The sequence below is a fragment of the Halobellus rufus genome (assembly GCF_000739575.1).
Lineage (GTDB): Archaea > Halobacteriota > Halobacteria > Halobacteriales > Haloferacaceae > Haloquadratum > Haloquadratum rufum.
Genome location: NZ_BBJO01000034.1, coordinates 37,991 through 59,436, shown reverse-complemented (window position 1 = coordinate 59,436; position 21,446 = coordinate 37,991). Strand labels below are relative to the sequence as shown.

Here is a 21,446-nt window from a genome sequence, read left to right as displayed (position 1 = left end):
GATTGTTATTGGGTGTTCGTCGGTTTCGTCGGTTCGTCCGCGGTCCCCGGTTTCTCGCCGGGCACAGTGGGTTGGTTGCCGCGCGCCAGCGCCGTGTAGCCGGTCCGGGCGATCTCGATGATGCCGAACTGGCGGAACGCGTCGATGGCGTCGTCGATCTTCTGTTCGTCGCCGGTGAGTTGGACCGTGATGGTCTTCGGCCCGGCGTCGAGCGTCTGTCCGTCGTACATCTCGGTGACGGCGTGCACCTTGTCGGGTTCGTCGCCCTCGACCTTCAGCAGGACGAGTTCGGTCCGCACGGCGTCGTCGTCGAGTTCACCGACGGAGATCACCGGCTTGAGTTTGGCGAGTTGCTTCTTCGCCTGGTCGATGCCCGGATCGGGCTCCTCGATCACCATCGTGATCCGCGAGTGGTTCTCGACGGTCGTCGGCCCGACGGTGAGGCTCTCGATGTTGAACTGCCGCCGCGAGAACAGCCCCGCGACGCGCGAGAGCACGCCGGGGTCGTTCTCGACGAGCGCGGACAGCACCGCCCGCCGCGGCTCGTGTTCGGCCTCCGCCTCGGGGTCGATGCGGATCCCCTCGGAGTTCCGCCGTCCCTCGGGGTGCGGTCGCTCCTCCGGGCTCGGTCCCTTCAGTCCGTGCTTCGGCAGGTCGTCTGTGGAATCCTCAGAGCTCATAGCTGATCCTCCGTCAGGGCGAATTTGCCGTTCGCGCCGCCGGAGGGGACCATCGGGTAGACGTTCTCCGCCGGATCGATGTGGAAGTCGATGACCGACGGCCCGTCGTAGTCGACTGCCTCCTCGACGGCGTCTGCGACCTCGTCGTAGTCGTCGACGCGCCAGCCGCGCGCGCCGAACGCCTCCGCCAGCTTGTCGAACTCCGGACACCAGTTGTACTCGGCGGCCATCCGCCGGCCCTCGAAGAAGGCGTCCTGCCACTGGCGGACCATCCCGATGTACTCGTTGTTCAGGACGGCGACGGTGATGTCCAGTTCCTCTCGGACCGCGACCGACAGCTCCTGAATCGTCATCAGGAACGAGCCGTCGCCGTCGACGCAGACGACGTCCTGCTCGTCGTCGGCCGCGATGCGCGCGCCGATCGCGGCGGGCAGGCCGTAGCCCATCGTCCCGAGGCCGTGCGAGGACACCCACGTCCGGGGCTCGGTGAACTCCCAGTACTGGGCGGCCCACATCTGGTGCTGGCCGACGCCGCTCGTAACGATGGTGTCGTCGTCGGTCGCCTCGTCGAGGATCTCGACGACGAACTGCGGCTTCAGCGGCTCGTCGTCGGGCGTCGCGTAGTCCATCGGGTACTCGTCTTTCCACGTGCGACACTGCTCGCGCCACTCGTCGGCGTCGGGCGCGGCGTCCATCGCGTCGTCGACCTGACCGATGACGATGCCGGCGTCGCCGACGAGCGGGTAGTCCGCGTGGACGTTCTTCGAGATCTCAGCGGGGTCGATGTCGATGTGGACGACCTCCGCTTCGGGCGCGAACGTGTCGACGCCGCCCGTCAGGCGGTCGTCGAATCGCGTGCCGACCGCGATGAGCAGGTCGGTGTGCGTGATCGCCATGTTCGCGTAGCCGGTGCCGTGCATCCCCGCCCACGAGAGACAGAGGTCGTCGTCCTCGGGGAACGAGCCGATGCCCGGCATCGTCGTCACCACGGGGATGTCGTACTCGTGGGCGAACGCGCGGGCCTCGTCGGTGGCGTCGGCCTTGATGACGCCGCCGCCGAAGAGCAGCAGCGGTCGCTCGGCGGCCTCGATTGCCGCGGCGGCCTCGGCGACGTCCTCCTCGTCGGCGACGTACTGCGGCCGGGTCGTCTCCGGCGGCTCCGCCGGGCCGGGGTCGACGTCGGTGTCGTCGAGCGAGACGTCCTTCGGGAGGTCGACGAGCGTCGGACCGGGCCGTCCCTCGCCCGCGAGCGCCAGCGCCTCGCCGACGGTGTCGCCGACGGTGTCGGCGTCGCTGGCGAAGTAGTTGTGCTTCGTGATCGGCGCGGTCACGCCCGTCGTGTCGGTCTCCTGGAACGCGTCGGAGCCGACCATGTCGACCGGGACCTGCCCGGTCAGCGCGAGCAGGCCGTCGGAGTCCATATTGGCGTCGGCGATCCCCGTGACGAGGTTCGTCGCGCCCGGGCCCGACGTGGCCAGACAGACGCCCGGCTCGTTCCGGACGACGCTGAACGCGTCGGCGGCGTGCGCCGCCCCCTGCTCGTGGGCCATCGTGACGTGGCGGATGTCGGAGTGATACAGCGCGTCGTAGATGGGCATGATCGCCCCGCCCTGCACGCCGAAGGCCGCCTCGACGCCCTCGTTTTCGAGCGCGCGGATGACGGACTCCGACCCCGTCGTGACGGGGCGCTGGGTCTCCGATTCGGCCGTCGCGTCCTCCTCGGCCTCGGCGGCGTCGGACGCCGCGTTCGGCGACGACGGTGCCTGTTTACTCATCGGTTCTCACCTCGCGAGGCGACGGCTCTGCAACGAGGTGTTCGTGTGGTCTGGATACGGTGCGTCGGTGTCGGTCGTGCGGATCGAGCGTGTTCCATAGTCGGTGTGTGACAGTCGCTGGTCGGTCGAGCGGTGAGCGCGGACGGAATCGAGGCGGAAATGTGGCTATGCGGGGCTATAGGGCCCCTACAATGATCTGCGTGTCGACGTCGGTATCGACGCCGACCGACCGGCGCACGCGGGCGAGCGGCGCCGCTTCCGCCGCGGCGTCCCTCGCGCTGGTGTGCCGTCGTCGCATCGTACCTCACAGATTCGTCTCGTCGGTAATTAACGTTTCGCGCCGCGCGCCCGCTCGGGAAAGTCGGTCGGCAGCGCACCCGTGGCTCGCGGAAACGAGCAACCGGCGCGCGCGCCATCAGGCGCGGACCTCCTCCTGTTCGTCCTCTCCGTCGGTCCGCTCGACGTCCGCCTCGCGGGCGAACCGCGTCAACACGTCGACGGTGACGCGCTCTTTCTCCGCGCCGTAGTCCTTGACGCGGCGGGTGACTTCCCGCACCTCCGCGTCGCTGGGCGCGAATCCGGACTCCTCCAGTCGCTTGCGGACGGAGTGGGTGCCGGTGTGCTTGCCGAGGACGAACTCCCGCTGGGCACCGACCATCTCGGGCGTCATCACGCCGGGTTCGAACGTGTCGGCGTTCTCGATGACCCCCGCGGCGTGGATTCCGCTCTCGTGTGAGAAGGCGTTTCGTCCCACGACCGGCTTGTTCGCCGGAACCGGGATGTCGCTGGCCTCCTCGACCATCCGCGACAGTTCGGTGATTCGGGTGGTGTCGATCCCCGTGTCGACGCCGTACAGCGACTCCGCCGCCATCACGACCTCCTCGAAGGCGGCGTTGCCGGCGCGCTCGCCGATGCCGTTGACCGACACCTGCGCCTGCGACGCGCCCGCCTCGAAGCCGGCCATCGCGTTGGCGGCGGCCAGCCCGAAGTCGTCGTGGGCGTGCACGTCGATCTGCGCGTCGGTGTGCTTGCTGACCTCGCGAACCATACTCGCGAAGCGCGTCGGCGTCGCGACGCCTGTCGTGTCGGGGATGTTGACCCAGTCGACGCCCGCCTCGTCGACGGCGCTCAGGATCTCAGCTAAGAAGTCGACGTCGGTCCGGGTGGCGTCCATCGGCGAGAACATCGCCTCGACGCCAGCCTCTTTCACCCGCTCGACGCTCGCGACGGCGCGCTCGACGGCCTCCTCGCGGGAGGCGTGCATCGAGTCCGCCAGCTGGACGTCGCTCGTGCTGACGAAGACGTGGATCAGCTCCACGCCGGAGTCGATCGCGGCCTCGACGTCCTTGTCGACGACGCGCGCCAGCCCGCAGACGGTCGTGTCCGTCGACGCGGCGATGTCACTCACGGACTCGAACTCGGCGTCGGAGTTGACCGGGAATCCCGCCTCGATGACGTGCGTCCCCATCTCGTCCAGCGTCGCCGCGATGTCGCGCTTCTCGTCGTAGCTGAACGAGGTGCGTGGTGACTGCTCACCGTCGCGGAGCGTCGTGTCGAAAATCCGTACGTTCTCGATCTCGGATTCAGTTATTTGGGCTAATGTGCCCTGGAAGAACTCGACCAGCCGGGGTGTCCGACTGAGCCTCCATGTCGTCGTGAGACATTGTGTCTGTTCACTGATCCGGAAAGATATTAAAGGCTTTCGCTGTGAGCGGCCGCAGCGGTCGAATCCGCTCCCGACGCGGTCTGGCGAAAGGAGGCGTGGAACCACCGAATTCACGGGGGAATCCGCCCTCTCGGGATGGTACCGGGGTCACTGGAACCTCGGACCCGCTGCGGTCTGGCTCCGTGTCACGACCCGCGAGTTGGCGCAAATTCCGCCTCGAATCCGGACGATCGGTCACCGAGTCCGCTCGCGCGCACGCCGGAGTGGACGAACGCCCACCGAGTCACGATCCGCGGTGTCGGTGCATCCGCGATACCGTGCAACTCCGGCCAGTCGCCGACCGACCCGGTTGAAGTGACTGACTCGCCGCGTCCGACTCCCGTCACACGCGTCCGAATCCTTTTCGTCCCGCTTCGCGTGAGGCAGACTATGAGCGATTTCAACCTGAACCTCTCGGAGGCCGAAGAACACCTCGACGACGACGTCGAGGGCGACGTCGTGCTCGGGATCCTCGACGGCTCGACCGACCCCGAGGTGTGGATCGACGCCGTCGAGTCCGACAACGTCCTCGTGCTCGCCGTCGAGGGCGACCTCAACGAGTTGGCGAAGGGGTTCGCCCGGCCCGTCAGAGACCTCGGCGGATCGCTGACGCACTTCCGCCGGTTCCTCGTCGTCGCGCCGCCGGGCGTCAACATCGACACCGACCGGCTCTGAGCGCGGCGTCACTGGCACCGTGCCGTACTGCGGCTACGACGACTCCCGCGCGCTACGCGCGGAGAAACGTGAGCACGTGCCCGTCGCCGTCGACGACGCGGACGCCGCCCTCGACTGGCTCGGGATCGCCCGGCCACGGCGCGCCGGCCTCGACGGCCGCGTCGGGGTTCGGTGCGGCGAACGCGAGATCGACGTGCAGCCCCCCGCGGGCGTCGGCGATCCCCAACTGCGGCTCCCACAGCTCCAGCGCGACCGGGCCATCGAGGCGGACTCGACGCCGGTCCGAGCCGCGGTCGACTACCTCGAATCCGAGGCGGCGGTAGCGCGCCTCCGCGCGGTCGAGATCCAGCACCTCCAAGACGACCTCGAAGATCCCCGTGAGCGGCGGTGCCGACTCGGCGGCGTCGCGAGATGCGGGCGGACCGTCCCGCGCCGCGGCGTCGGCGGCGTCGGTATCGACGCTCCCGATCTCGACGCAGTTGCCGTCCGGATCGTAGACGTACAGCGAGTCGCTCGACCCGAACGAGAACTCGACGGGGTCGAGGTCGGCGAGTCGGCGTCGCCACCGGGGGTAGGCCGCGGCCGTCGTCGAGAACGCGTAGTGGGTGTGTACGCCGCCGCGCGGCGCGTCCTCTGGTCGGCGAAGCAGCAGCGTGGTGGCGTCGGCATCGGAGGTGCCGACGGGATAGGCGACGGCTGCAGTCTCGTCCGCTGATTCTCTTTCGGTGACGTCAGCGACGCCGTCGACGGGCGTGAGTCCCAGCCGCTCCTCGTAGAACGTCCGGGCGCGGGCCAGCGACTTCGCCTCCAGACCGAGCCGGCGGAGCCCCGTGAGCATACCCCGAGTTGGCGCTCGACCGACAAGGGTGTACTGCCCGTCGTCGACGCTTCGACCGCGTCCAGTGCGGCTATCAGCGGCGATACCCCGGCGCGAACTTATATACCAGTCGTTTGCGTATGACTTCATATGGTTGAGACGACGGGAGCGGCGCGAGACTCCCCGGACGAAATTCGCGTGCTCCACGTCGACGACGATCCCGCGATCGTCGACCTCACGGCCGCGTTTCTGACGCGGTTCGACGAGTCCTTCTCCGTCTACACCTCGACAGACCCGGAGTCGGCCCTCGAACGGATCGAGGGCGAGCGGATCGACTGCGTCGTCAGCGACTACGAGATGCCCGAGATCGACGGGCTCGAACTCCTCGAACGGGTCAGGGCGCTCGATCGGGACGTCCCGTTCATCCTCTTTACGGGCCGCGGTTCCGAGGAGATCGCGAGCAAGGCGATCTCTGCGGGCGTGACCGACTACCTCCAGAAGGAGACCGGCACCGAGCAGTACACCGTCCTCGCGAACCGGATCGAGAACGCCGTCGAGCAGACCCGTTCGCAACGCGCGCTGACCGAGAGCGAGAAGCGGCTCTCGCGGTTCATCGAGCAGTCGCCGCTGGGGACGATCGAGTATGACGAGACGTTCACGATCGTCCGCGTCAACGAGTCGGCCACGGAGATCACGGGGTACTCGGCGGACGAACTCGTCGGGGGCACGTGGCTGCCGATCGTCCCGGAGGAGGAGCGTCGACACGTCGCCGAGATCGAACGGCAGTTGCTCGCGGACCGCGGCGGCTACCAGAGCGTCAACGACATCGTCACGAAGGACGGCGAACGGCGGCTCTGCGCGTGGCACAACCGGGTCGTCACCGACGACGACGGCGACATCATCACCATCTTCTCGCAGTTCGAGGACATCACCGAAGAGCAGCGACAGCGCGAGGAACTCGAACAGACGAACATCCTGCGGTCGACGCTCTTCGAGACGCTCCCGGTCGGCGTGCTCGCGGAAGACGCGGACCGAAACGTCCTCCGCGTCAACGAGCGCCTGCTGGAGCTTTTCGAGGTTCCCGGCGACCCGGAGGACGTCGTCGGGATCGACTGTGAGGCGTTCGCCGAGGAGGTGAGCGAACTCTTCGCCGCCCCGGGCGAGTTCATCTCCCGGATCGACGACCTCGTGGAGGAGCGCGAACCGGTCTGGAACGACGAACTCCTCCTCGAAGACGGCCGCGCGTACGAGCGGAACTACCGTCCCATCGAACTGCCGGCCGGGCAGGGCCACCTGTGGGTTTATTACGACATCACGGAGCGGAAACGGCGCGAAAAGCGGCTCGAATCGCTGAACGAGACCGCCAGAGAGCTGATGACGGCCGAAAGCTGCTCGGAAGTTGCCGAGATCGGCGTCGACGCCGCCGAGACGGTCCTCGACCTCGACGCGAACGTGGTCAACTTCTACGAGGAGGGCGTCGGGCTCGTCCCGGTCGCCTACAGCGGCAGAGTGACCGATCTCATCGGCGAGGTGCCGACGTTCTCGGAGGGCGAGGGGATCGCCTGGCGCGTCTACGAGCGGGGCGAGGCGAAGTCGATCGAGGACGTTCACGCCGACCCCGACGTCTACAACCCCGACACGGAGATCCGGAGCGAGTTGTACGTGCCGCTCGACGAGTACGGCGTCCTCATCGCGGGGTCGCCCACGCCGGACGCCTTCGACGCGGAGGACGTCGTCCTCGCGGAGATCCTCGGGGTCAACATCGTCACCGCGCTCGAACAGGTCCAGCGGAACGAGCGGCTGCGCGAGCGCGAGCGGGAACTGACCAAGCAGAACGCCAGACTCGAGGAGTTCGCGAGCGTCGTCTCGCACGACCTCCGGAACCCGCTGAACGTCGCCGAGGGACGCTTAGAGCTCGCGCAGGCGGAGTGCGACAGCGACCAACTGGAACACGTCGCCGACGCCCACGACCGGATGGCCGAACTCATCGACGACCTGCTCACGCTCGCTCGCGACCGCGACACCGACCTCGACGTCGAATCCGTCTCGCTCGCCGACTTCGTCGACGCCTGCTGGCGGAACGTCGACACCGGCGACGCCGACGTCGCGATCGACGTCTCGGGCGTCGTCGAGGCCGACGAGACGCAACTCAGACAGCTGTTCGAGAACCTGCTTCGCAACGCGGTCGAACACGGCGGCGACGACGTGAATGTGACCGTCGGCACCCTCGAGGACGGGACGGGATTCTTCGTCGAGGATGACGGTCCCGGGATCCCCCCCGACGACCGCGATCGGGTGTTCGAGTACGGGTTCTCGACGACTCACGAGGGGACCGGGTTCGGCCTCTCGATCGTCCAGCAGTGCGCGGCCGCCCACGGCTGGGAGATCCGCGCGGTCGAGGGGAGAGACGGCGGTGCCCGGTTCGAGATCTCCGGCGTGGACATCGAGGACGCCTGATCGGCGTCGGGACCGAGACGTCGACCTCACCGGATCTTTCGCACGTCGCTGACGTCGAACCCGCCCTCGTGGATCTCCGTCTCGAAGCGGACGATGTTCTCGCGTTCGATCTGCGAGAGGACGCCGCGGAACTCCTGGACGACCATCGTTCGGGCGCGCTTCGAGCCGCCTGACTCCCACTCGAACTGGAGAGTCCCGTCGGCGGCGTCGATCAGGTGGCCGAGTTCGGTCTGTTCGAGCGCATCGCGGCTGACGTACGCCAGAACGAGGCCGTCCCACCGGTGTGCGGCCTTGCCGAGCCCGCGGAGCAGCATCGCGATGTCGTTCCACGTCATCTCGCCCGAAATGGCCGCCAGCAGGTCGGTGATGGAGTCGACGACGACGAGGTTCTCCGGGGCGTTCGCGTTGAGGTGACGGCCGAGCGCGGTGAGGACCGAGGCCCGCTCCTCGCGGCCCCCGAGGTCTTGGAGGGTCGTCGTCTCGCCGAGGTACCACTCGCGGGGGACCGGGCTCAACTGGAAGTACTCCGGTGAGAGGTCCCGGACGTGGATGGTGTCCGCCGCGGCGTCGACGAGGTCGTCGTCGAGGACGTAGGACATCTCCCGTCGGAGCTTGGTCTCGTCGTCGGTGAACGAGATGTAGTGGACCTCCTCGGGGAGCCGCGCGGTCTCGTCGAGGTCGCCGTAGTGCAGCTCGAACAGCTCGGGATCGACGTGAGCGACGGCGTTCATCGTCGCGCTCGTGTACATAAACTCCCGCGCGCCCGCGCCCGGTTCGCCGACGAGGAGGACGACCGTCCCGGAGGGCGCGCCGCCGCCGACGACGCTGTCGAAGTGCGAGACGCCGAACGGGATGCGGTCCATACCCGCCCGTCTCGGGCGTCGCCGTTAATCGTTTCGGGCGGCGGGACGGCGCGCCTGGTTGCCTCGGCGGCCTCGCGGAGACCAGGCTCAGGGCAGCGGACAGAGGCTCGCGGTGAACACGACCGTCTCGTCGGTCTCGTTTCGCGCGCCGTGGATCGCGCCGCGGTCGTGGCGGACCGCCCCGGGCGCGTCGACGGTTTCGGTCTCGCCGTCTCGCACGACCACCACCGACCCTTCGAGGACGTGGAAGACGTTCGTGCTCTCGGCGTGCTCGTGCGGTTCCAGTTCCGCGCCGGGCCCGAGCGCGAACGCCTTCACGAGCACGTCGTCGGTGACGACCAGTTCCGCGGTCTGGATCTCCTCTGCGGCGGGGTCGAGCGTCGAACGGACGTCGTCGTACAGATCGAGGTTCGTCATACCTGCCCCGTGTGTCGGAATCGCCTATACGTTGTCGGTCGCTCGCGGGAGGGCCGCCGGCGAACTCACTCGGTCCGGATCTCGAACCGCGCCCCGCCGTCAGTTCCGTCCACCGCGCGGATCTCCCAGCCGTGCGCTTCGACGATCTCCGAGACGATCGCGAGACCGAATCCGGTGCCGTTCGTCGACGTCGTATAGCCCGCCTCGAAGATCTCCTCGCGCTCGTCGGCCGGGATCCCCTCGCCGTCGTCCTCGACGTAGAACCCGGCTCCGTCTGAGAGGGCACCGACCGTCACGACGACGTCGTCGCCGCCGTGTTCGACCGCGTTCCGAAAGAGGTTCTCGAACAGTTGCTGGAGGCGCTCGGGGTCCGCCGAGACGGTCGGCCCGTCGCCGAGGTCCACCGAGAGCGACGCGTCGGCGGCGGCGACCATCCCCCACGACCGCTCGGCGATCCGACCGAGGTCGACGGTCTCGGTCTCGTCGATCGAGACGCCCTCCCGGGCGAGCGTCAGCATCTCCTCGATCAGCTGTTCCATCCGCGCGTGCGCTCGGACCACCGGATCGAGGTGCGTCGTGTCGTCCTGTTCGAGGGCGAGTTCGACGCGCCCCTTCGCGACCTGCAGCGGGTTCCGGAGGTCGTGGGAGACGATGCTCGCGAACTGTTCGAGCTTCTCGTTTTTCGCTTCGAGCTCCTGGCGGTACCGCTCGCGGTGCGTCACGTCGGTCAGGACGATCGACTGTCCGGTCTGCGCGCCGCCCGTGGTGAACGGGTTCGCCGAGACGTTGTAGTACCGCGTCGTCTCGTCCCTCTCGACTTCGAGTATCCCCTCCGAGTCGTCGATCGCGTCGGTCAGTTCCGGAACCAACTCCGCCAGCGGCTCGTCGAGCGAGTCAGAGAGCGACGGGAACAGCTCGGCGGCGCGCCCGTTGTAATCCCGGAGGTCGCCGCTCTCGTCGACGACGACGATCGGGTTGTCCGTCTCGCCGGCGACGCGAACGAACTGGAACCGGTCGAAGTACAGCGAGAACACGCCGACGGAGAAGGCAGCGACGCCGATCGAGGAGTAGGTGATGTCGAGGACCATCGGCGAGACCGCGCCGGCGACGTCGAAGATCACCGGAATCCCGGTCAGCGCGATCAGCGCGAACAGCGGGCGCGTGTCGGAGTTGACGCGGGTGAAAAGCTCCAAGAGCATGAAGAAGCCGACGAACGCGAGCGCGTAGGCCAGCCCCATCGCGATCCAGTGGAACGCGCGATGGCGCATCTCGAGGTAGGCGAACGGCTCCGTCGCCCACTCCGCGACGAAGTACCAGTTGTGGATCGGGTTCGTGAGCTTCACCGCGATTATCACGAGGAAGACGGCCAGGAACGCGCGCCTGACGGTCGGATCTCGGTGTATCGACCGCCCCGTGTACGCCGAACAGAAGTACAGCCACGGGCCGACCGACGCGATGCCGACGACCAGCCCGAGCACGTAGGACGCGTACTGGAGTCCGACCGTCGGCAACGTGAGATACCCGACGTGTGCGGCCGCCCAGCCGCCGCTCGTGAGCAGCAGCCAGAAGAGCCCCCGTCTCGTGTCGTCGTGCTCGATCCGCTTGGTCCGCGGCGCCATCGCAAAGGAGACGACGGCTGCAGCGGCGAAAGCGGACACGTACGCGCCGTACAGCACGCTTTGCGAGAACAGCGGGAACATCCGTATCAGATCGTAGTCCCGAATTAGCCGGGATCACCATCAACCCTCCGAATTGCGTGACAGATGCGACCGTCCCGGTCGGTTCACGGCGTCGGCGTCTCGGTGCGACTGGGGGATCGCTGGCCTCGAACACGCGACAAAAGGGGTGTCGATCGAGTGGACGGGGTGACCGTCCACGACCGGGTGCCTCTGTGGGCCGGTCGCCGAATGGGGTCAGCGAGCGGTCGCGGAGGTACCGTGCGAACGGGTGGTCAGGCCCGTCCGCGAGCGCACCGACGGGCCGAGACGGGAGATCGGCCGGCCGGCGCGGAACCCACGGCGCGAGGCCGAGGACGCCAGTGGGGTAGCGTCCGAAGCCTCCCGCGTGGGAGTGCGGCGTCACCGACCATCCCTCGGTTCGGCCGCGGAGCGACGCCGCGCGGCGCGGCACGACGTCGCGATTCACGCTTGGGTGCGAGGGGACTTCAACCGGGTCGACGGTCAATCCGAATTCACACCTTAGACGGGGGCTAAATCCGGCTAAATTCGGGTAAACCGTCATCGGAGGTGACCGGGTTCGACCGACGGTTTTTGTACGAGGCCGCGCCAACGCGACGTATGACGACGATCAAGGACAGCGTCCACGACCACATCGAGGTCGAGGGCGTCGCCGCCGCCCTCCTCGACACCGAGCCGGTCCAACGGCTTCGACACGTCAAACAACTGGGAACCGTCCAGTTGGTCTACCCCTCGGCGAACCACACCCGGTTCGAGCACTCCCTCGGCGTCTATCACCTCGCCGACCGCGCGCTCTCGCACCTCGGCATCGAGGGTCGGCGCGCGGAGGAGATCCGCGCGGCCGCGCTGCTTCACGACGTCGGTCACGGGCCCTACAGCCACAACGTCGAACCCGTGACTCACCGGCACACGGGGAAGTACCACGACGACGTCTACGAGTTGCTCGCGGCCGGTTCGGTGGGCGAGATCCTGCGCGATCACGGCCTCGACCCCGAGCGCGTCGCCGACCTCGTCGCCGGCGAGGGCCAGTACGGACAGCTGGTTTCGGGCGAACTCGACGTCGACCGGATGGACTACCTCGTCCGCGACGCCCACCACACGGGCGTCCCCTACGGGACGATCGACCACGAGCGGCTCATCCGCGAACTCACGTTCGTCGACGGCGAACTCGTCCTCGCGGAGGGGAACGTCCAGACCGCCGAGTCGCTGTTGCTCGCGCGCGCGCTGATGAACCCGACCGTCTACCAGCACCACGTCGCCCGCATCTCGAAGACGATGCTCCGGCGCGGCGCGGAGCGGTTGCTCGACGTCACCGAGACCGCCGCCGACTCACTCCGACGGATGGACGACCACGACCTGCTCGTCGCGCTGCGGACGACGGACGCGACGGCTGAGACGGCCCGCCGCCTCCGCACCCGCGACCTGTACAAGCGGGCGGTCTGGGCGGAGATCGACGCCGTCCCCGACGACGTCGTCGACGCCGGCGTCGAGACGATCCGGGACCTCGAAGCCGAGATCGCCTCTCGCGTGGACCTGCCACCGTCGCACGTCGTCGTCGACGTCCCCGAGCGCCCCGAGATGACGGAGTCGACCTCGCGGGTGATGGTCAGCGGCGAGATGCGCCGGTTGGGGAAACAGTCGCCGCTGGTGTCGGCGCTGCGGACGGCGCAGCGCCAGCAGTGGCGGCTCGGGGTCTACGCTCCCGCGTCGGAGACGGACGCGGTCGGCCGCGCGGCGGTCGAGACGCTCGGCCTCGACATCGACGGCGCGCTCGTCTCCGACGTCCGCCCGGGCGTGACCGCGACGCTCGACGAGTTCACCGACGCGTGATCTCGATGCCCGACCAGCGTACCACGCCGCCCGGTCGGCTCCGGGAGTTTCAAGCCGCTGTACCGGTGACGGGGTAGCAATGATCGTCGAGGGAACCGTACTGCGTGGCCCCGAACTCGAACCCGTCCGGGGCCGCGTCGTCGTCGAGGACGGCGAGATCGTCGCCGTCGAGGAGGCAGACGTGTATTCGGACGACATCGTGCTCCCGGCTTTCGTCAACGCCCACACCCACATCGGCGACTCGATCGCCAAGGAGGCCGGCGGGGGGCTCTCGCTCGACGAACTCGTCGCGCCGCCGGACGGGCTGAAACATCGGCTGCTGCGGGCGGCCGGCCGCGAGGAGACCGTCGAGGCAATGCGTCGCTCGCTCCGGCTGATGGCCGACACGGGGACGGCCGCGTGTCTGGAGTTCCGCGAGGGCGACGTCGAGGGCGTCGAGTACATCCGCGAGGCGGCGCAGGGGCTCCCGATCGACCCCGTCGTCCTCGGCCGCGAGTCCGAGGACGCGATGCACGCCTCCGACGGGTTCGGCGCGTCCGGGGCGCGCGACGGCGACTTCGACCGACTGCGGAACGCGACCCGCGAGGCCGGGAAGCTCTTCGGAATTCACGCCGGCGAGCGCGACCCCCACGACATCAACCCGGCGCTGGACCTCGATCCCGACTTCGTGGTCCACATGGTTCACCCCGAGTCGATCCACTACGAGCGGGTGGCCGACAACGACGTCCCCGTCGTGGTCTGCCCGCGCTCGAACCTCGTCACCGGCGTCGGCGTCCCGCCGATCCGCGAACTGGTCGAGCGGACGACCGTCGCGCTCGGCACCGACAACGTGATGCTGAACTCGCCGTCGATGTTCCGCGAGATGGAGTTCGCCGCGAAGCTCGCGGACGTCCCCGCCCGCGAGGTCCTCAAGATGGCGACCGTCAACGGCGCGGCGATCGCAGACCTGAACTGCGGCGTCGTCGAGCCCGGTCGCGACGCCAAACTGCTCGTCCTCGACGGCGACTCCGACAACCTCGCCGGGGCGGAGGACGTCGTCCGCGCGGTGGTCCGCCGCGCCGGCGCGGCCGACGTCAAAGACGTGTTGCTGTGAGCGGGGGCTTACGACGTCGTCTCATCATCGACTGCGGTTCCACGCCCGAGAGCGTCATAGAGTTCTTGGAACAGTTTTATTTCAGGATCTCGTAACCGAATCAACCGTTAGAAATTGCGGCGCCTATAGCGATTGATCCATCACAGAGTCCCTGGTGCAATGGTTCCCGTGTGTGCCAACCAAGTCACGAAAGCACACCCCGGATCCGCGGGAGGATTTTGTAGTAGAAGACGATTTCAGCACTTCCGATCCCGATAGCGAGGACGCTGATAATTGAAACAGTGCGTTCGAGTTCGGGAAAAAGACGGGCCATAATCGATGGGCCGAAACCGGTCGTGGGAGCGGTGACGAGGATACCGAAACAGCCCAGGAGTATCAGCGCAATCGGGTGGAGAACCACTAACAAAAGCGCATAGGCACCAACCGTCCTGAGGATACCTGGTCGGGATGATTCGAGCGCCACTGGTTGTGGGTTTTAAACAGGACTGCTATATATCTTATTTACCTTGAGCAATTCTTGATTCGAGTGTGAGAACTTTTCTACGACACCCCCGTCACGCCCAGCGACACAACGTCCCGATCGACGCACAGGCTTAACAGCGCGCGACGAGTACCGCCACCCGATGACCCAGGTCACGCTCATCGGCGATCGGCTCGCGTCGCCGGGGACGGAGTTCGTCTACGGCGGCGAGTCGGCGGCCTGTGAGGGCTGCCCCTACCGACAGCAGTGTCTGAACCTCACGGAGGGCGTCCGCTACGAGGTGACGGACGTCCGCGAGGCCGGGCAGCTACTGGACTGCGCCGTCCACGACACCGGCGTGCGGGCGGTCGAGGTCGAGCCCGCGTCGATCACCGCCAACGTCGCCGCGAAGGGCGCGTACGCGGGCAGCAAGGTGAGCCTGTCCGGCCCCTGCCCGCACACCGAGTGTCCGAGCCACGAGTACTGCGTCCCCGAGGGCGCGGACTTCGAGACGGAGTACCGGATCGACGAGGTCGTCGGCGATCCGCCCCACGAGTTCTGCTATCTGGACAGGGACCTGACGCTCGTCGAACTCGCGCCGCCCGAGGAGTGATCGCGAAGCATCGTCCGCCCTACGCGAGCGTCCCGAGCCGGTCGGCCGCGTAGCCGAACACGTCCTCGTAGCCGTTCGCCGAGAGCAACACCGGGTAGAACTCGCTGTCGGCGCTGAACTCGTCGCCGTCGGCGGCGGCGACGAGGTCGCCCGGCGCGACCCGCTGGAAGTTGTCGACGAAGACGCGGTACTCCTCGGCCGGTCCCTTCGGGATCCGATCCAGCATCCGGAAGACGGTCACCTCGGCCTCGTCGCGGCGGTGCAGCGACAGCGGCGGTTCCTCCTCGCCCTCGACCGGTGCGGGGAGGACGCCGGTGGCCGACAAGAACGCGCGGACGATCCAGTAGGCGTTGTCGGCGGCGCGGTCGGTGCCCTGCAGGCCGCACTCGACCTCGATGGTGTGGGCGTGATCGATGAGCCGTCCGGCCGCGAACGCCCCCGTCTCGACGAGATACTCTATCGGCAGGTGCGGACAGATCGCTCGGGACACCGCGTCCACCTCGTCGACGAGCGCGAACGGTTCGGCGTACGACTGCGTCGAGTGCAGCGACAGGACGGTCTTCCCGCGGAGTTCGCGGACGAGGTCGTGTGCGAGGCGGCGCTCGTGGCTCTCGGCGGTCGCGTCGCCAGGGAACGCGCGGTTCAGGTCCTCGTCGAGGTAGCGGACGCCCGCCTCCAGCGCCTCCTCATTCGCGACGACCAGTTTGACCGGGCGCTCGACGTCCGGTTCGGCGGCGAGGAGGCGTTCGATGGCCCGCTCGCCGCAGGGTTCGTCTCCGTGGACCGATCCGACGACGGCGACCTCGGGTGTCCCCTCCCCGAGTTCGTAGATTCGCATTGCTACCTCGCAAGCGACGGAGGGTCAAATCTCTTTATTTGTCGGGACGAACGGTGAGTCGTGAACGACCACACCCGCGACGACGCCGTCGCGCCCCCGACGGCCGGCGCACCCACCGGCTGGGACCGCGAGCGACGGGTCTCGAACGGGTGGGAGCACGGGACGCTCCGCCGCGCGACGGTCCACGGCGTCCGCCTCTACAACTCGGGCGCGTTCCACGAGTCCCACGACTGTTTCGAGGACGAGTGGTACAACTACGGCTCCGGCACGACCGAGAGCGCCTTCCTCCACGGGATGGTGCAGGTCGCCGCGGGCGCGTACAAGCACTTCGACTTCGAGGACGACTCGGGGATGCGCTCGCTGTTCCGGACGGCGCTGCAGTACCTCGACGGCGTCCCGGACGACTACTACGGCGTCGACGTCGCCGAGGTCAGAGCGACCATCGAAGCGGCGCTCGACGATCCCGAGGCGTTAGCGGGCTGGCGCATCGCACTCGACGGCGAGCGCCCGGAAGCGGATCGGCTCGACCGCGAGTACGCCGAGCGGTTGGACTAGTCGTCTTCGCCGCCGGCCGCCGCTGCGAGGCGGTCGTACGCCGCCCAGGACGGGTCGATCCCCGGATGCTCGATCGTCTCCCCGTCGACGACCACGCCGGACCCGGACTCGACCGTCCCGGCGACGCCGACGGGCGTCCCCTCGGCCTCCAGCGCCGCGACCACGTCGCTCGTGCGGTCGGGGTCGACGGCGAGCACCAGCGTCCCGCCGGTGGTCGCCGCCCACGGGTCGATGCCGAGCGCGTCGCACGTCTCGCGGACGCCGGGACGAATCGGAATCTCGCTCGTCGAGAGGTCGAGTCGGACGTCCGCGCCCGAGGCCATCTCGACGAACGCGCCGTACAGGCCGCACTCGGTCGCGTCGTGCATCGCGTGCACGCCGCCGGCGGCCGCGGCCGTCATCGCGTCGCGGACGCAGGAGGCCTCGTCGAGGCGCGCCTGCGCGGCTGACAGCGTCGCCTCGTCGAGTTCGATCTGGTCGGGAAACAGCGTCGTGAGCAACCCGGTCGCCTCCACGGCGGGCCCCTTCGTCACGAGCACGTCGTCGCCGACGCGCGCCCTGTCCGGGCGGATCACCGAGTCGTGGTCGCCGACCGCGAGCGCCGTCGCGCCGCCCACCCACGGGAACGAACAGCCGGCGTACCGGGCGGTGTGGCCGGTGACGATCGAGACGCCCAGGTCTTCGGCCTCCGCGTGCATCGACTCCCAGAGCGTCGCGAACGACTCGTCGTCGAGGTCGGGCGGGAGCGTGAAGGAGACCGCGAGATGCGAGGGCGGCAGCCCCGAGACGGCGACGTCGGCGAGAACGAAGTCGAGGGCGAAGCGGCCGGCGCGCTCGAAACCGAGGCCCGGGAGAACGGAGACGGGATCGGTGGCGATGGCGACCGCTCGCCCGCCGACGTCCAGCAACCCGAAGTCGACGCCGTGTGTCGGCCCCACCGTGACGTCGTCGCGGTCGGCCCCGAGCCGCGGGAAGACGTGCTCGTCGAAGAACGCGCGGTCGACTTTTCCGAGGTCCGGCATACCGGTACGTCTCGGTGGTTCGATTTCAACGTAGCGCTGTGGGTGCGGCGTCGGCGGAGACCGCGCTCGGCCTCCGAGGCGGGTCGGAAAACGAAGGTGGCCGGGCGGGGGAACCCGGCCAGCGGCTCACGAAGTGGCGCGAGTGCGAGTCCGACGGAGCTCATCCCGTCGGGTCCGACGTCGGTAGGCACGTGATCGGCCTCGCGCCGAGTGGGACTCCCGGCCTCCACCACAAGAAGCTCGCTAAGAGTCGTCCGTACCGATACGTAGCTCACCGGAGCGGTGGGTAGCGTTTCGATCCCGTCGCTCACGGCCCCAGCTCGAACTGGTCGGTGAGTTCGTTCAGGATCCGGTCGGGGAACTCGTGGTGCAGCCAGTGGGTCGCGTCGTCGAGCGTGACCAGCCGGCCCGACTCGCAGAACCGGACGCTCTCGTCGGCCAGCGACTCCAGTAGGAAGTCGTCGTTCGCGCCCCACAGCACGAGTGTCGGCGTCTCCACGCGGGTCGTCCGCGGACGGGAGTTCGCGCGGACGATCGCGCGGTACCAGTTCAGCATCGATCGGTACGCGCCCTCGACCGCCCACGCGGTCCGGTAGCGGTCGAGGTCCGCCTCGTCGAACGTCCCCGGGCGGCTGCTTCGCTCGAACAGGTCCGTGAGCACCCGCCAGTTTCCGGTGCGCGCCAGCCGCTCGGGGAGGTACGGCAGTTGGAAGAAGAGCACGTACCAACTGCGCAGCATCTGCCGCGGGTCTCGCGTCAGCGCTCGACGGAACGCCGTCGGGTGCGGGACGTTGAGGATCGACAGCGTTCGGAGCCGGTCGGGCGCGTGGAGCCCGACCCACCACGCGACGTACGCGCCCCAGTCGTGGCCGACGAGGTGGGCGTCGTCGACGCCGAGCGCGTCCAGCAGTCCCGTCACGTCGCCCGCGAGCGAGTCGACGTGGTACGCCCCGACGTCGGTGGGCTTCTCGCTCGCGTTGTAGCCGCGCTGATCCGGGACGAGCACCCGGTAGCCGGCCTCGGCCAGCGGTTCGACGTACTCGTGCCAGCCGTACCAACACTCCGGAAAGCCGTGGAGCAGAACGACGGGCTCGCCCGTCTCGGGTCCGGCGTCGACGACGTGCAGCGTCACCTCGCCGACGTCGACGAACCGTGAGTCGGCGTCGACGCCGACGTCCGACGCGAGGAGGCCGGTCGACATACTCACTCGTCGGGGTCGACGACGAGTTGGTCCGCGAACTCCTCGGTCGACGGTCGCTCCCAGTCGCGCCCGGACGTGCCCTCGACCTCGGCGTGGATCTTCTCTTCGAGGAGGTCGACGGCGACGCTGTTCGCGCCCTCTGGAACGATCAGGTCCGCGTGCTTCTTCGTCGGCTCGACGAACTGCTCGTGCATCGGTTTCACCGTCGAGAGGTACTGGTCGATGACGCCCTCGAGGTCGCGACCGCGCTCGATGACGTCGCGCTGGATCCGCCGCAGGATGCGGACGTCGGCGTCGGTCTCGACGTAGAGTCTGAGATCCAGCATCTCGTTGATCTCTTCGTCGTACAGCGTGAGGATTCCCTCCAGAATGATGACGTCGGTGGGCTCGACGCGGATCGTCTCGTCGGTTCGGTTGTGGACCTCGAAGTCGTACGTCGGCATCTCGATCGCCTGTCCCTCCAGCAGCGTCCCGAGCTGCTCACGGAGGAGTTCCCACTCGAAGGCCGAGGGGTGGTCGTAGTTCACGCCCTCGCGCTCTTCGATGTCGAGGTGACTCAGGTCCTCGTAGTAGTTGTCGAGCGGGATTCGCGTGACGGAGTCGCCGACGTTGCGGGTGATGAGCCGCGCAACCGTCGTCTTCCCCGCGCCGGTCCCGCCCGCGATCCCGATGACGAACGAGGGGATAGTCATTTTCTGAAGGAGGAGGCTCCGAGCGCTTGAGCGTGGCGGTTCGACGAACGGTTCGCGCGGATCTGTCGACGCGAGCGGCAAACAGGTCCTCTCAAAAAGTCGAGAGGATATGCAACGGCGATTTCGATCAGGAACCGGGGTTCGTGTTGAACCGGGGCTGTCGCCGCGGAACGTTCCGTATCGTTCGTTGACGACACCTGATCACGCAGTGTCGCGACGGGTACATTTATATTGAGGTGTCCCATTTCCGTGCTTATGGCACGTGATATCGTACGACGCAGATTCCTGAAGCAGGTCGGTGCGGCGGGAGCGATCGGCGCGACAGGCGTCGCCGGCTGTATCGGCAGTCCCGGCGACAGTGGGGGAGACAGCGGTGGCGACAGTGGGGGGGACAGCGGTGGCGACAGTGGAGAAGACAGTAGCGGTGACAGCGGCGGCGGCAGTTCGGACGGCCCAGACGGGCTCGTCATCATCGGCTACCCCGAAAGCGGGATTCAGCTGTTCCGCGACTACTACAGCCAGTCGGACGGCGAAGAGGAGATACTCGTTCCGGACGGCCTCAGAGACGGGTCGATGCCGGGACAGGTCGGAAACGATATGGAGAACGTGATCGGGACGGCCCCGGCGGCTGGCGGGCCGAACCAGGAGGCGTTCAACACCCTCTTCCAAGAGGAGTACGACGCCTCGCCGGGCGTGTTCACCTCGCAGTCGTACGACTCGGTCGCGATCCAGTTACTCGCGAACGCCGCCGCCGGAGAGAACGACGGGACGGCGATCCGCGACCAGATGCGTCGGGTCGCCAACCCCGGCGGAATGGAGGTCACGCCGGAGAACCTCGTCGAGGGGATCGAAGCGGCCGCCAACGGCGAGGACGTGAACTACCAGGGCGCGTCCTCGGCGACGAACTTCAACGAGGCCGGCGACCCGGCCTCGGCAGCCTACGCGATCTGGGAGTTCAACGCCGACGAGGGAGCGGCCGAGAACATCGAAGTGCAGAACTTCGAGGGCGAGAACCCCGACGGTTCGGGACCGGCCGCCGACAGCGGCCCCGGCGGCAGCGACCGCGAGATGTCGGTCGGCATCCTCCTGCCGGAGACGGGTGACCTCGCTTCGGTCGGTGCGCCGATGATCCAGGCAGCCGAGCTCCCGGCGATTCAGATCAACGAGGCCAACCCCGCCGGCCTCGAGGTCAACGCCCAGATCGAGGACTCCCAGACCTCTCCGAGCGCCGGGACCGCGGCGGCCGAGTCGCTCGTGAGCGCCGGCGTCCCGAGCGTCTGCGGGTCTGCGTCCTCTGGCGTGAACGTCCCCGTCTCTCAGGAGGTGTTCATCCCGAACGAGGTCGTCGGTTGCTCGCCCTCGTCAACGGCGCTGTCCGTCACGAACCTCGAAGACAACGACTACATCTTCCGGACGGCACCGTCGGACATCCTCCAGGGCCGCGTGATGGCGCAGGTGATGTCCGAACGGCTCGGCGTCGACAACGTCGCGACGCTGTACGTCAACAACGACTACGGCCAGCAGCTCTCCGAGCGCTTCAGCAACGTCTTCGAGGAAACCTTCGACGGTGAGGTCTACAGGCAGGTCGCCTTCAACATCGGCGAATCCTCCTACTCCTCGGTCATCAGTACGGCGCTTTCGGGCCCCGAATAAGGGACGCGGGACCCTCTCGATCACCGTTTTTTGGCGTCGCTACGGAGGCAGTCAGTCGCCGGACTCGCTCGCCCCCCCCCCCGCCAGCGAAGGGCCTCGATCCCCGTCTGCGACTTACAGTCGCGGCCCCGTGTACCGGTAGTACGTGATCTCCCTCGCACACCACGCGCAGCCGCAGCCGTAGTAGCCACTCCGTCCCGTCAGGTAGTCGGGGTGCGCCACCTCGACGTTTCGCTCGAACCGCTCGGCGAGGTCGTGATAGCGGTCGCACTCCTGCCAGAACCGTGCGGCAGCAGCAGACATACGCCTCGAACGGTCCTGACGTCACTTAACTGTTATTTGAGTGTCAGTAGCACCCGCATTCGGTGAGGCAGAGGGACCGACACCGGAGGGACAGAAGCCG

At 67.9% G+C, this 21,446-nt stretch carries 20 protein-coding genes; 7 read left to right on the top strand and 13 right to left on the bottom strand.

Annotated elements, in window-relative coordinates; all coding sequences use genetic code 11:
• Window positions 1–5 precede the first annotated feature (5 nt).
• From ilvN to ACP99_RS13985, 3 genes are all read right to left on the bottom strand, one after another.
• Window positions 6–680 (bottom strand): acetolactate synthase small subunit, encoded by a 675-nt coding sequence (gene ilvN / locus ACP99_RS13995; protein WP_049987197.1) that lies wholly within the window; start codon window positions 678–680, stop codon window positions 6–8.
• Window positions 677–2,455, bottom strand: a complete 1,779-nt coding sequence (gene ilvB / locus ACP99_RS13990) for a biosynthetic-type acetolactate synthase large subunit (protein ID WP_049987196.1) — start codon at window positions 2,453–2,455, stop codon at window positions 677–679. Before ilvB ends, ilvN begins: the two co-directional genes overlap by 4 nt.
• A gap of 415 nt (window positions 2,456–2,870) precedes the next feature.
• Window positions 2,871–4,136: a homocitrate synthase/isopropylmalate synthase family protein gene (locus ACP99_RS13985; RefSeq protein WP_081927478.1), complete on the bottom strand. Its 1,266-nt coding sequence runs from the start codon at window positions 4,134–4,136 to the stop codon at window positions 2,871–2,873.
• A 414-nt stretch (window positions 4,137–4,550) separates the two neighbouring features.
• On the opposite strand from ACP99_RS13985, the gene ACP99_RS13980 reads away from it, so the two are divergent.
• Window positions 4,551–4,835: a DUF5779 family protein gene (locus tag ACP99_RS13980; RefSeq protein WP_049987194.1), complete on the top strand. Its 285-nt coding sequence runs from the start codon at window positions 4,551–4,553 to the stop codon at window positions 4,833–4,835.
• 52 nt (window positions 4,836–4,887) lie between these two features.
• On the opposite strand, the gene ACP99_RS13975 is transcribed toward ACP99_RS13980, so the two are convergent.
• Complete coding sequence (locus tag ACP99_RS13975; protein WP_049987193.1) at window positions 4,888–5,673, bottom strand: VOC family protein; 786 nt, start codon at window positions 5,671–5,673, stop codon at window positions 4,888–4,890.
• Window positions 5,674–5,802: 129 nt separating this feature from the next.
• Here ACP99_RS13975 and ACP99_RS20995 point away from each other — a divergent pair, with 129 nt between their 5' ends.
• Complete coding sequence (locus ACP99_RS20995; RefSeq protein WP_081927477.1) at window positions 5,803–8,109, top strand: hybrid sensor histidine kinase/response regulator; 2,307 nt, start codon at window positions 5,803–5,805, stop codon at window positions 8,107–8,109.
• A gap of 26 nt (window positions 8,110–8,135) precedes the next feature.
• Here the strand turns inward: ACP99_RS20995 and ACP99_RS13965 are convergent, their stop codons facing one another.
• From ACP99_RS13965 to ACP99_RS13955, 3 genes are all read right to left on the bottom strand, one after another.
• Entirely contained in the window at window positions 8,136–8,972 is an 837-nt protein-coding gene (locus ACP99_RS13965; RefSeq protein ID WP_049987192.1) for an RAD55 family ATPase, read from the bottom strand.
• Between the two features lie 87 nt (window positions 8,973–9,059).
• Window positions 9,060–9,389, bottom strand: coding sequence for a cupin domain-containing protein (locus tag ACP99_RS13960; protein WP_049987191.1), 330 nt, complete (start codon window positions 9,387–9,389; stop codon window positions 9,060–9,062).
• Between the two features lie 65 nt (window positions 9,390–9,454).
• The gene (locus tag ACP99_RS13955; RefSeq protein WP_049987190.1) at window positions 9,455–11,089 is read right to left on the bottom strand and encodes a sensor histidine kinase; all 1,635 of its coding nucleotides are present in this window, start codon (window positions 11,087–11,089) and stop codon (window positions 9,455–9,457) included.
• 597 nt (window positions 11,090–11,686) lie between these two features.
• On the opposite strand from ACP99_RS13955, the gene ACP99_RS13950 reads away from it, so the two are divergent.
• Both ACP99_RS13950 and ACP99_RS13945 read left to right on the top strand, forming a co-directional pair.
• Window positions 11,687–12,916, top strand: coding sequence for an HD domain-containing protein (locus ACP99_RS13950; protein WP_049987189.1), 1,230 nt, complete (start codon window positions 11,687–11,689; stop codon window positions 12,914–12,916).
• 79 nt (window positions 12,917–12,995) lie between these two features.
• The gene (locus ACP99_RS13945; RefSeq protein WP_049987188.1) at window positions 12,996–14,009 is read left to right on the top strand and encodes an amidohydrolase family protein; all 1,014 of its coding nucleotides are present in this window, start codon (window positions 12,996–12,998) and stop codon (window positions 14,007–14,009) included.
• A gap of 184 nt (window positions 14,010–14,193) precedes the next feature.
• Here the strand turns inward: ACP99_RS13945 and ACP99_RS20085 are convergent, their stop codons facing one another.
• A complete protein-coding gene (locus tag ACP99_RS20085; protein ID WP_156105736.1) occupies window positions 14,194–14,472 on the bottom strand; it encodes a hypothetical protein in 279 nt (92 codons plus the stop codon).
• 160 nt (window positions 14,473–14,632) lie between these two features.
• Between ACP99_RS20085 and ACP99_RS13940 the strand changes: the two genes are divergently transcribed.
• Window positions 14,633–15,082: a UPF0179 family protein gene (locus ACP99_RS13940; protein WP_049987187.1), complete on the top strand. Its 450-nt coding sequence runs from the start codon at window positions 14,633–14,635 to the stop codon at window positions 15,080–15,082.
• Window positions 15,083–15,101: 19 nt separating this feature from the next.
• Here the strand turns inward: ACP99_RS13940 and ACP99_RS13935 are convergent, their stop codons facing one another.
• Window positions 15,102–15,920 carry a succinylglutamate desuccinylase/aspartoacylase domain-containing protein gene (locus tag ACP99_RS13935; protein WP_049987186.1) on the bottom strand — a complete coding sequence of 273 codons (819 nt, stop codon included), beginning with the start codon at window positions 15,918–15,920 and terminating at the stop codon, window positions 15,102–15,104.
• A gap of 60 nt (window positions 15,921–15,980) precedes the next feature.
• Here ACP99_RS13935 and ACP99_RS13930 point away from each other — a divergent pair, with 60 nt between their 5' ends.
• Window positions 15,981–16,475, top strand: coding sequence for a DUF309 domain-containing protein (locus tag ACP99_RS13930; RefSeq protein ID WP_049987185.1), 495 nt, complete (start codon window positions 15,981–15,983; stop codon window positions 16,473–16,475).
• On the opposite strand, the gene ACP99_RS13925 is transcribed toward ACP99_RS13930, so the two are convergent.
• The 3 genes from ACP99_RS13925 to udk form a co-directional block, all read right to left on the bottom strand.
• The gene (locus ACP99_RS13925; RefSeq protein ID WP_049987184.1) at window positions 16,472–17,497 is read right to left on the bottom strand and encodes an AIR synthase family protein; all 1,026 of its coding nucleotides are present in this window, start codon (window positions 17,495–17,497) and stop codon (window positions 16,472–16,474) included. The genes ACP99_RS13930 and ACP99_RS13925 overlap by 4 nt on opposite strands.
• A gap of 307 nt (window positions 17,498–17,804) precedes the next feature.
• Window positions 17,805–18,704 (bottom strand): alpha/beta fold hydrolase, encoded by a 900-nt coding sequence (locus ACP99_RS13920; protein ID WP_394324870.1) that lies wholly within the window; start codon window positions 18,702–18,704, stop codon window positions 17,805–17,807.
• Window positions 18,701–19,390: a uridine kinase gene (gene udk, locus ACP99_RS13915; protein ID WP_049987214.1), complete on the bottom strand. Its 690-nt coding sequence runs from the start codon at window positions 19,388–19,390 to the stop codon at window positions 18,701–18,703. Before udk ends, ACP99_RS13920 begins: the two co-directional genes overlap by 4 nt.
• 255 nt (window positions 19,391–19,645) lie before the next feature.
• Between udk and ACP99_RS13910 the strand changes: the two genes are divergently transcribed.
• Entirely contained in the window at window positions 19,646–21,043 is a 1,398-nt protein-coding gene (locus ACP99_RS13910; RefSeq protein WP_049987182.1) for an ABC transporter substrate-binding protein, read from the top strand.
• Window positions 21,044–21,157: 114 nt separating this feature from the next.
• Here ACP99_RS13910 and ACP99_RS13905 read toward each other — a convergent pair whose 3' ends face one another.
• Window positions 21,158–21,346 (bottom strand): hypothetical protein, encoded by a 189-nt coding sequence (locus tag ACP99_RS13905; protein ID WP_049987181.1) that lies wholly within the window; start codon window positions 21,344–21,346, stop codon window positions 21,158–21,160.
• Window positions 21,347–21,446: the final 100 nt, after the last annotated feature.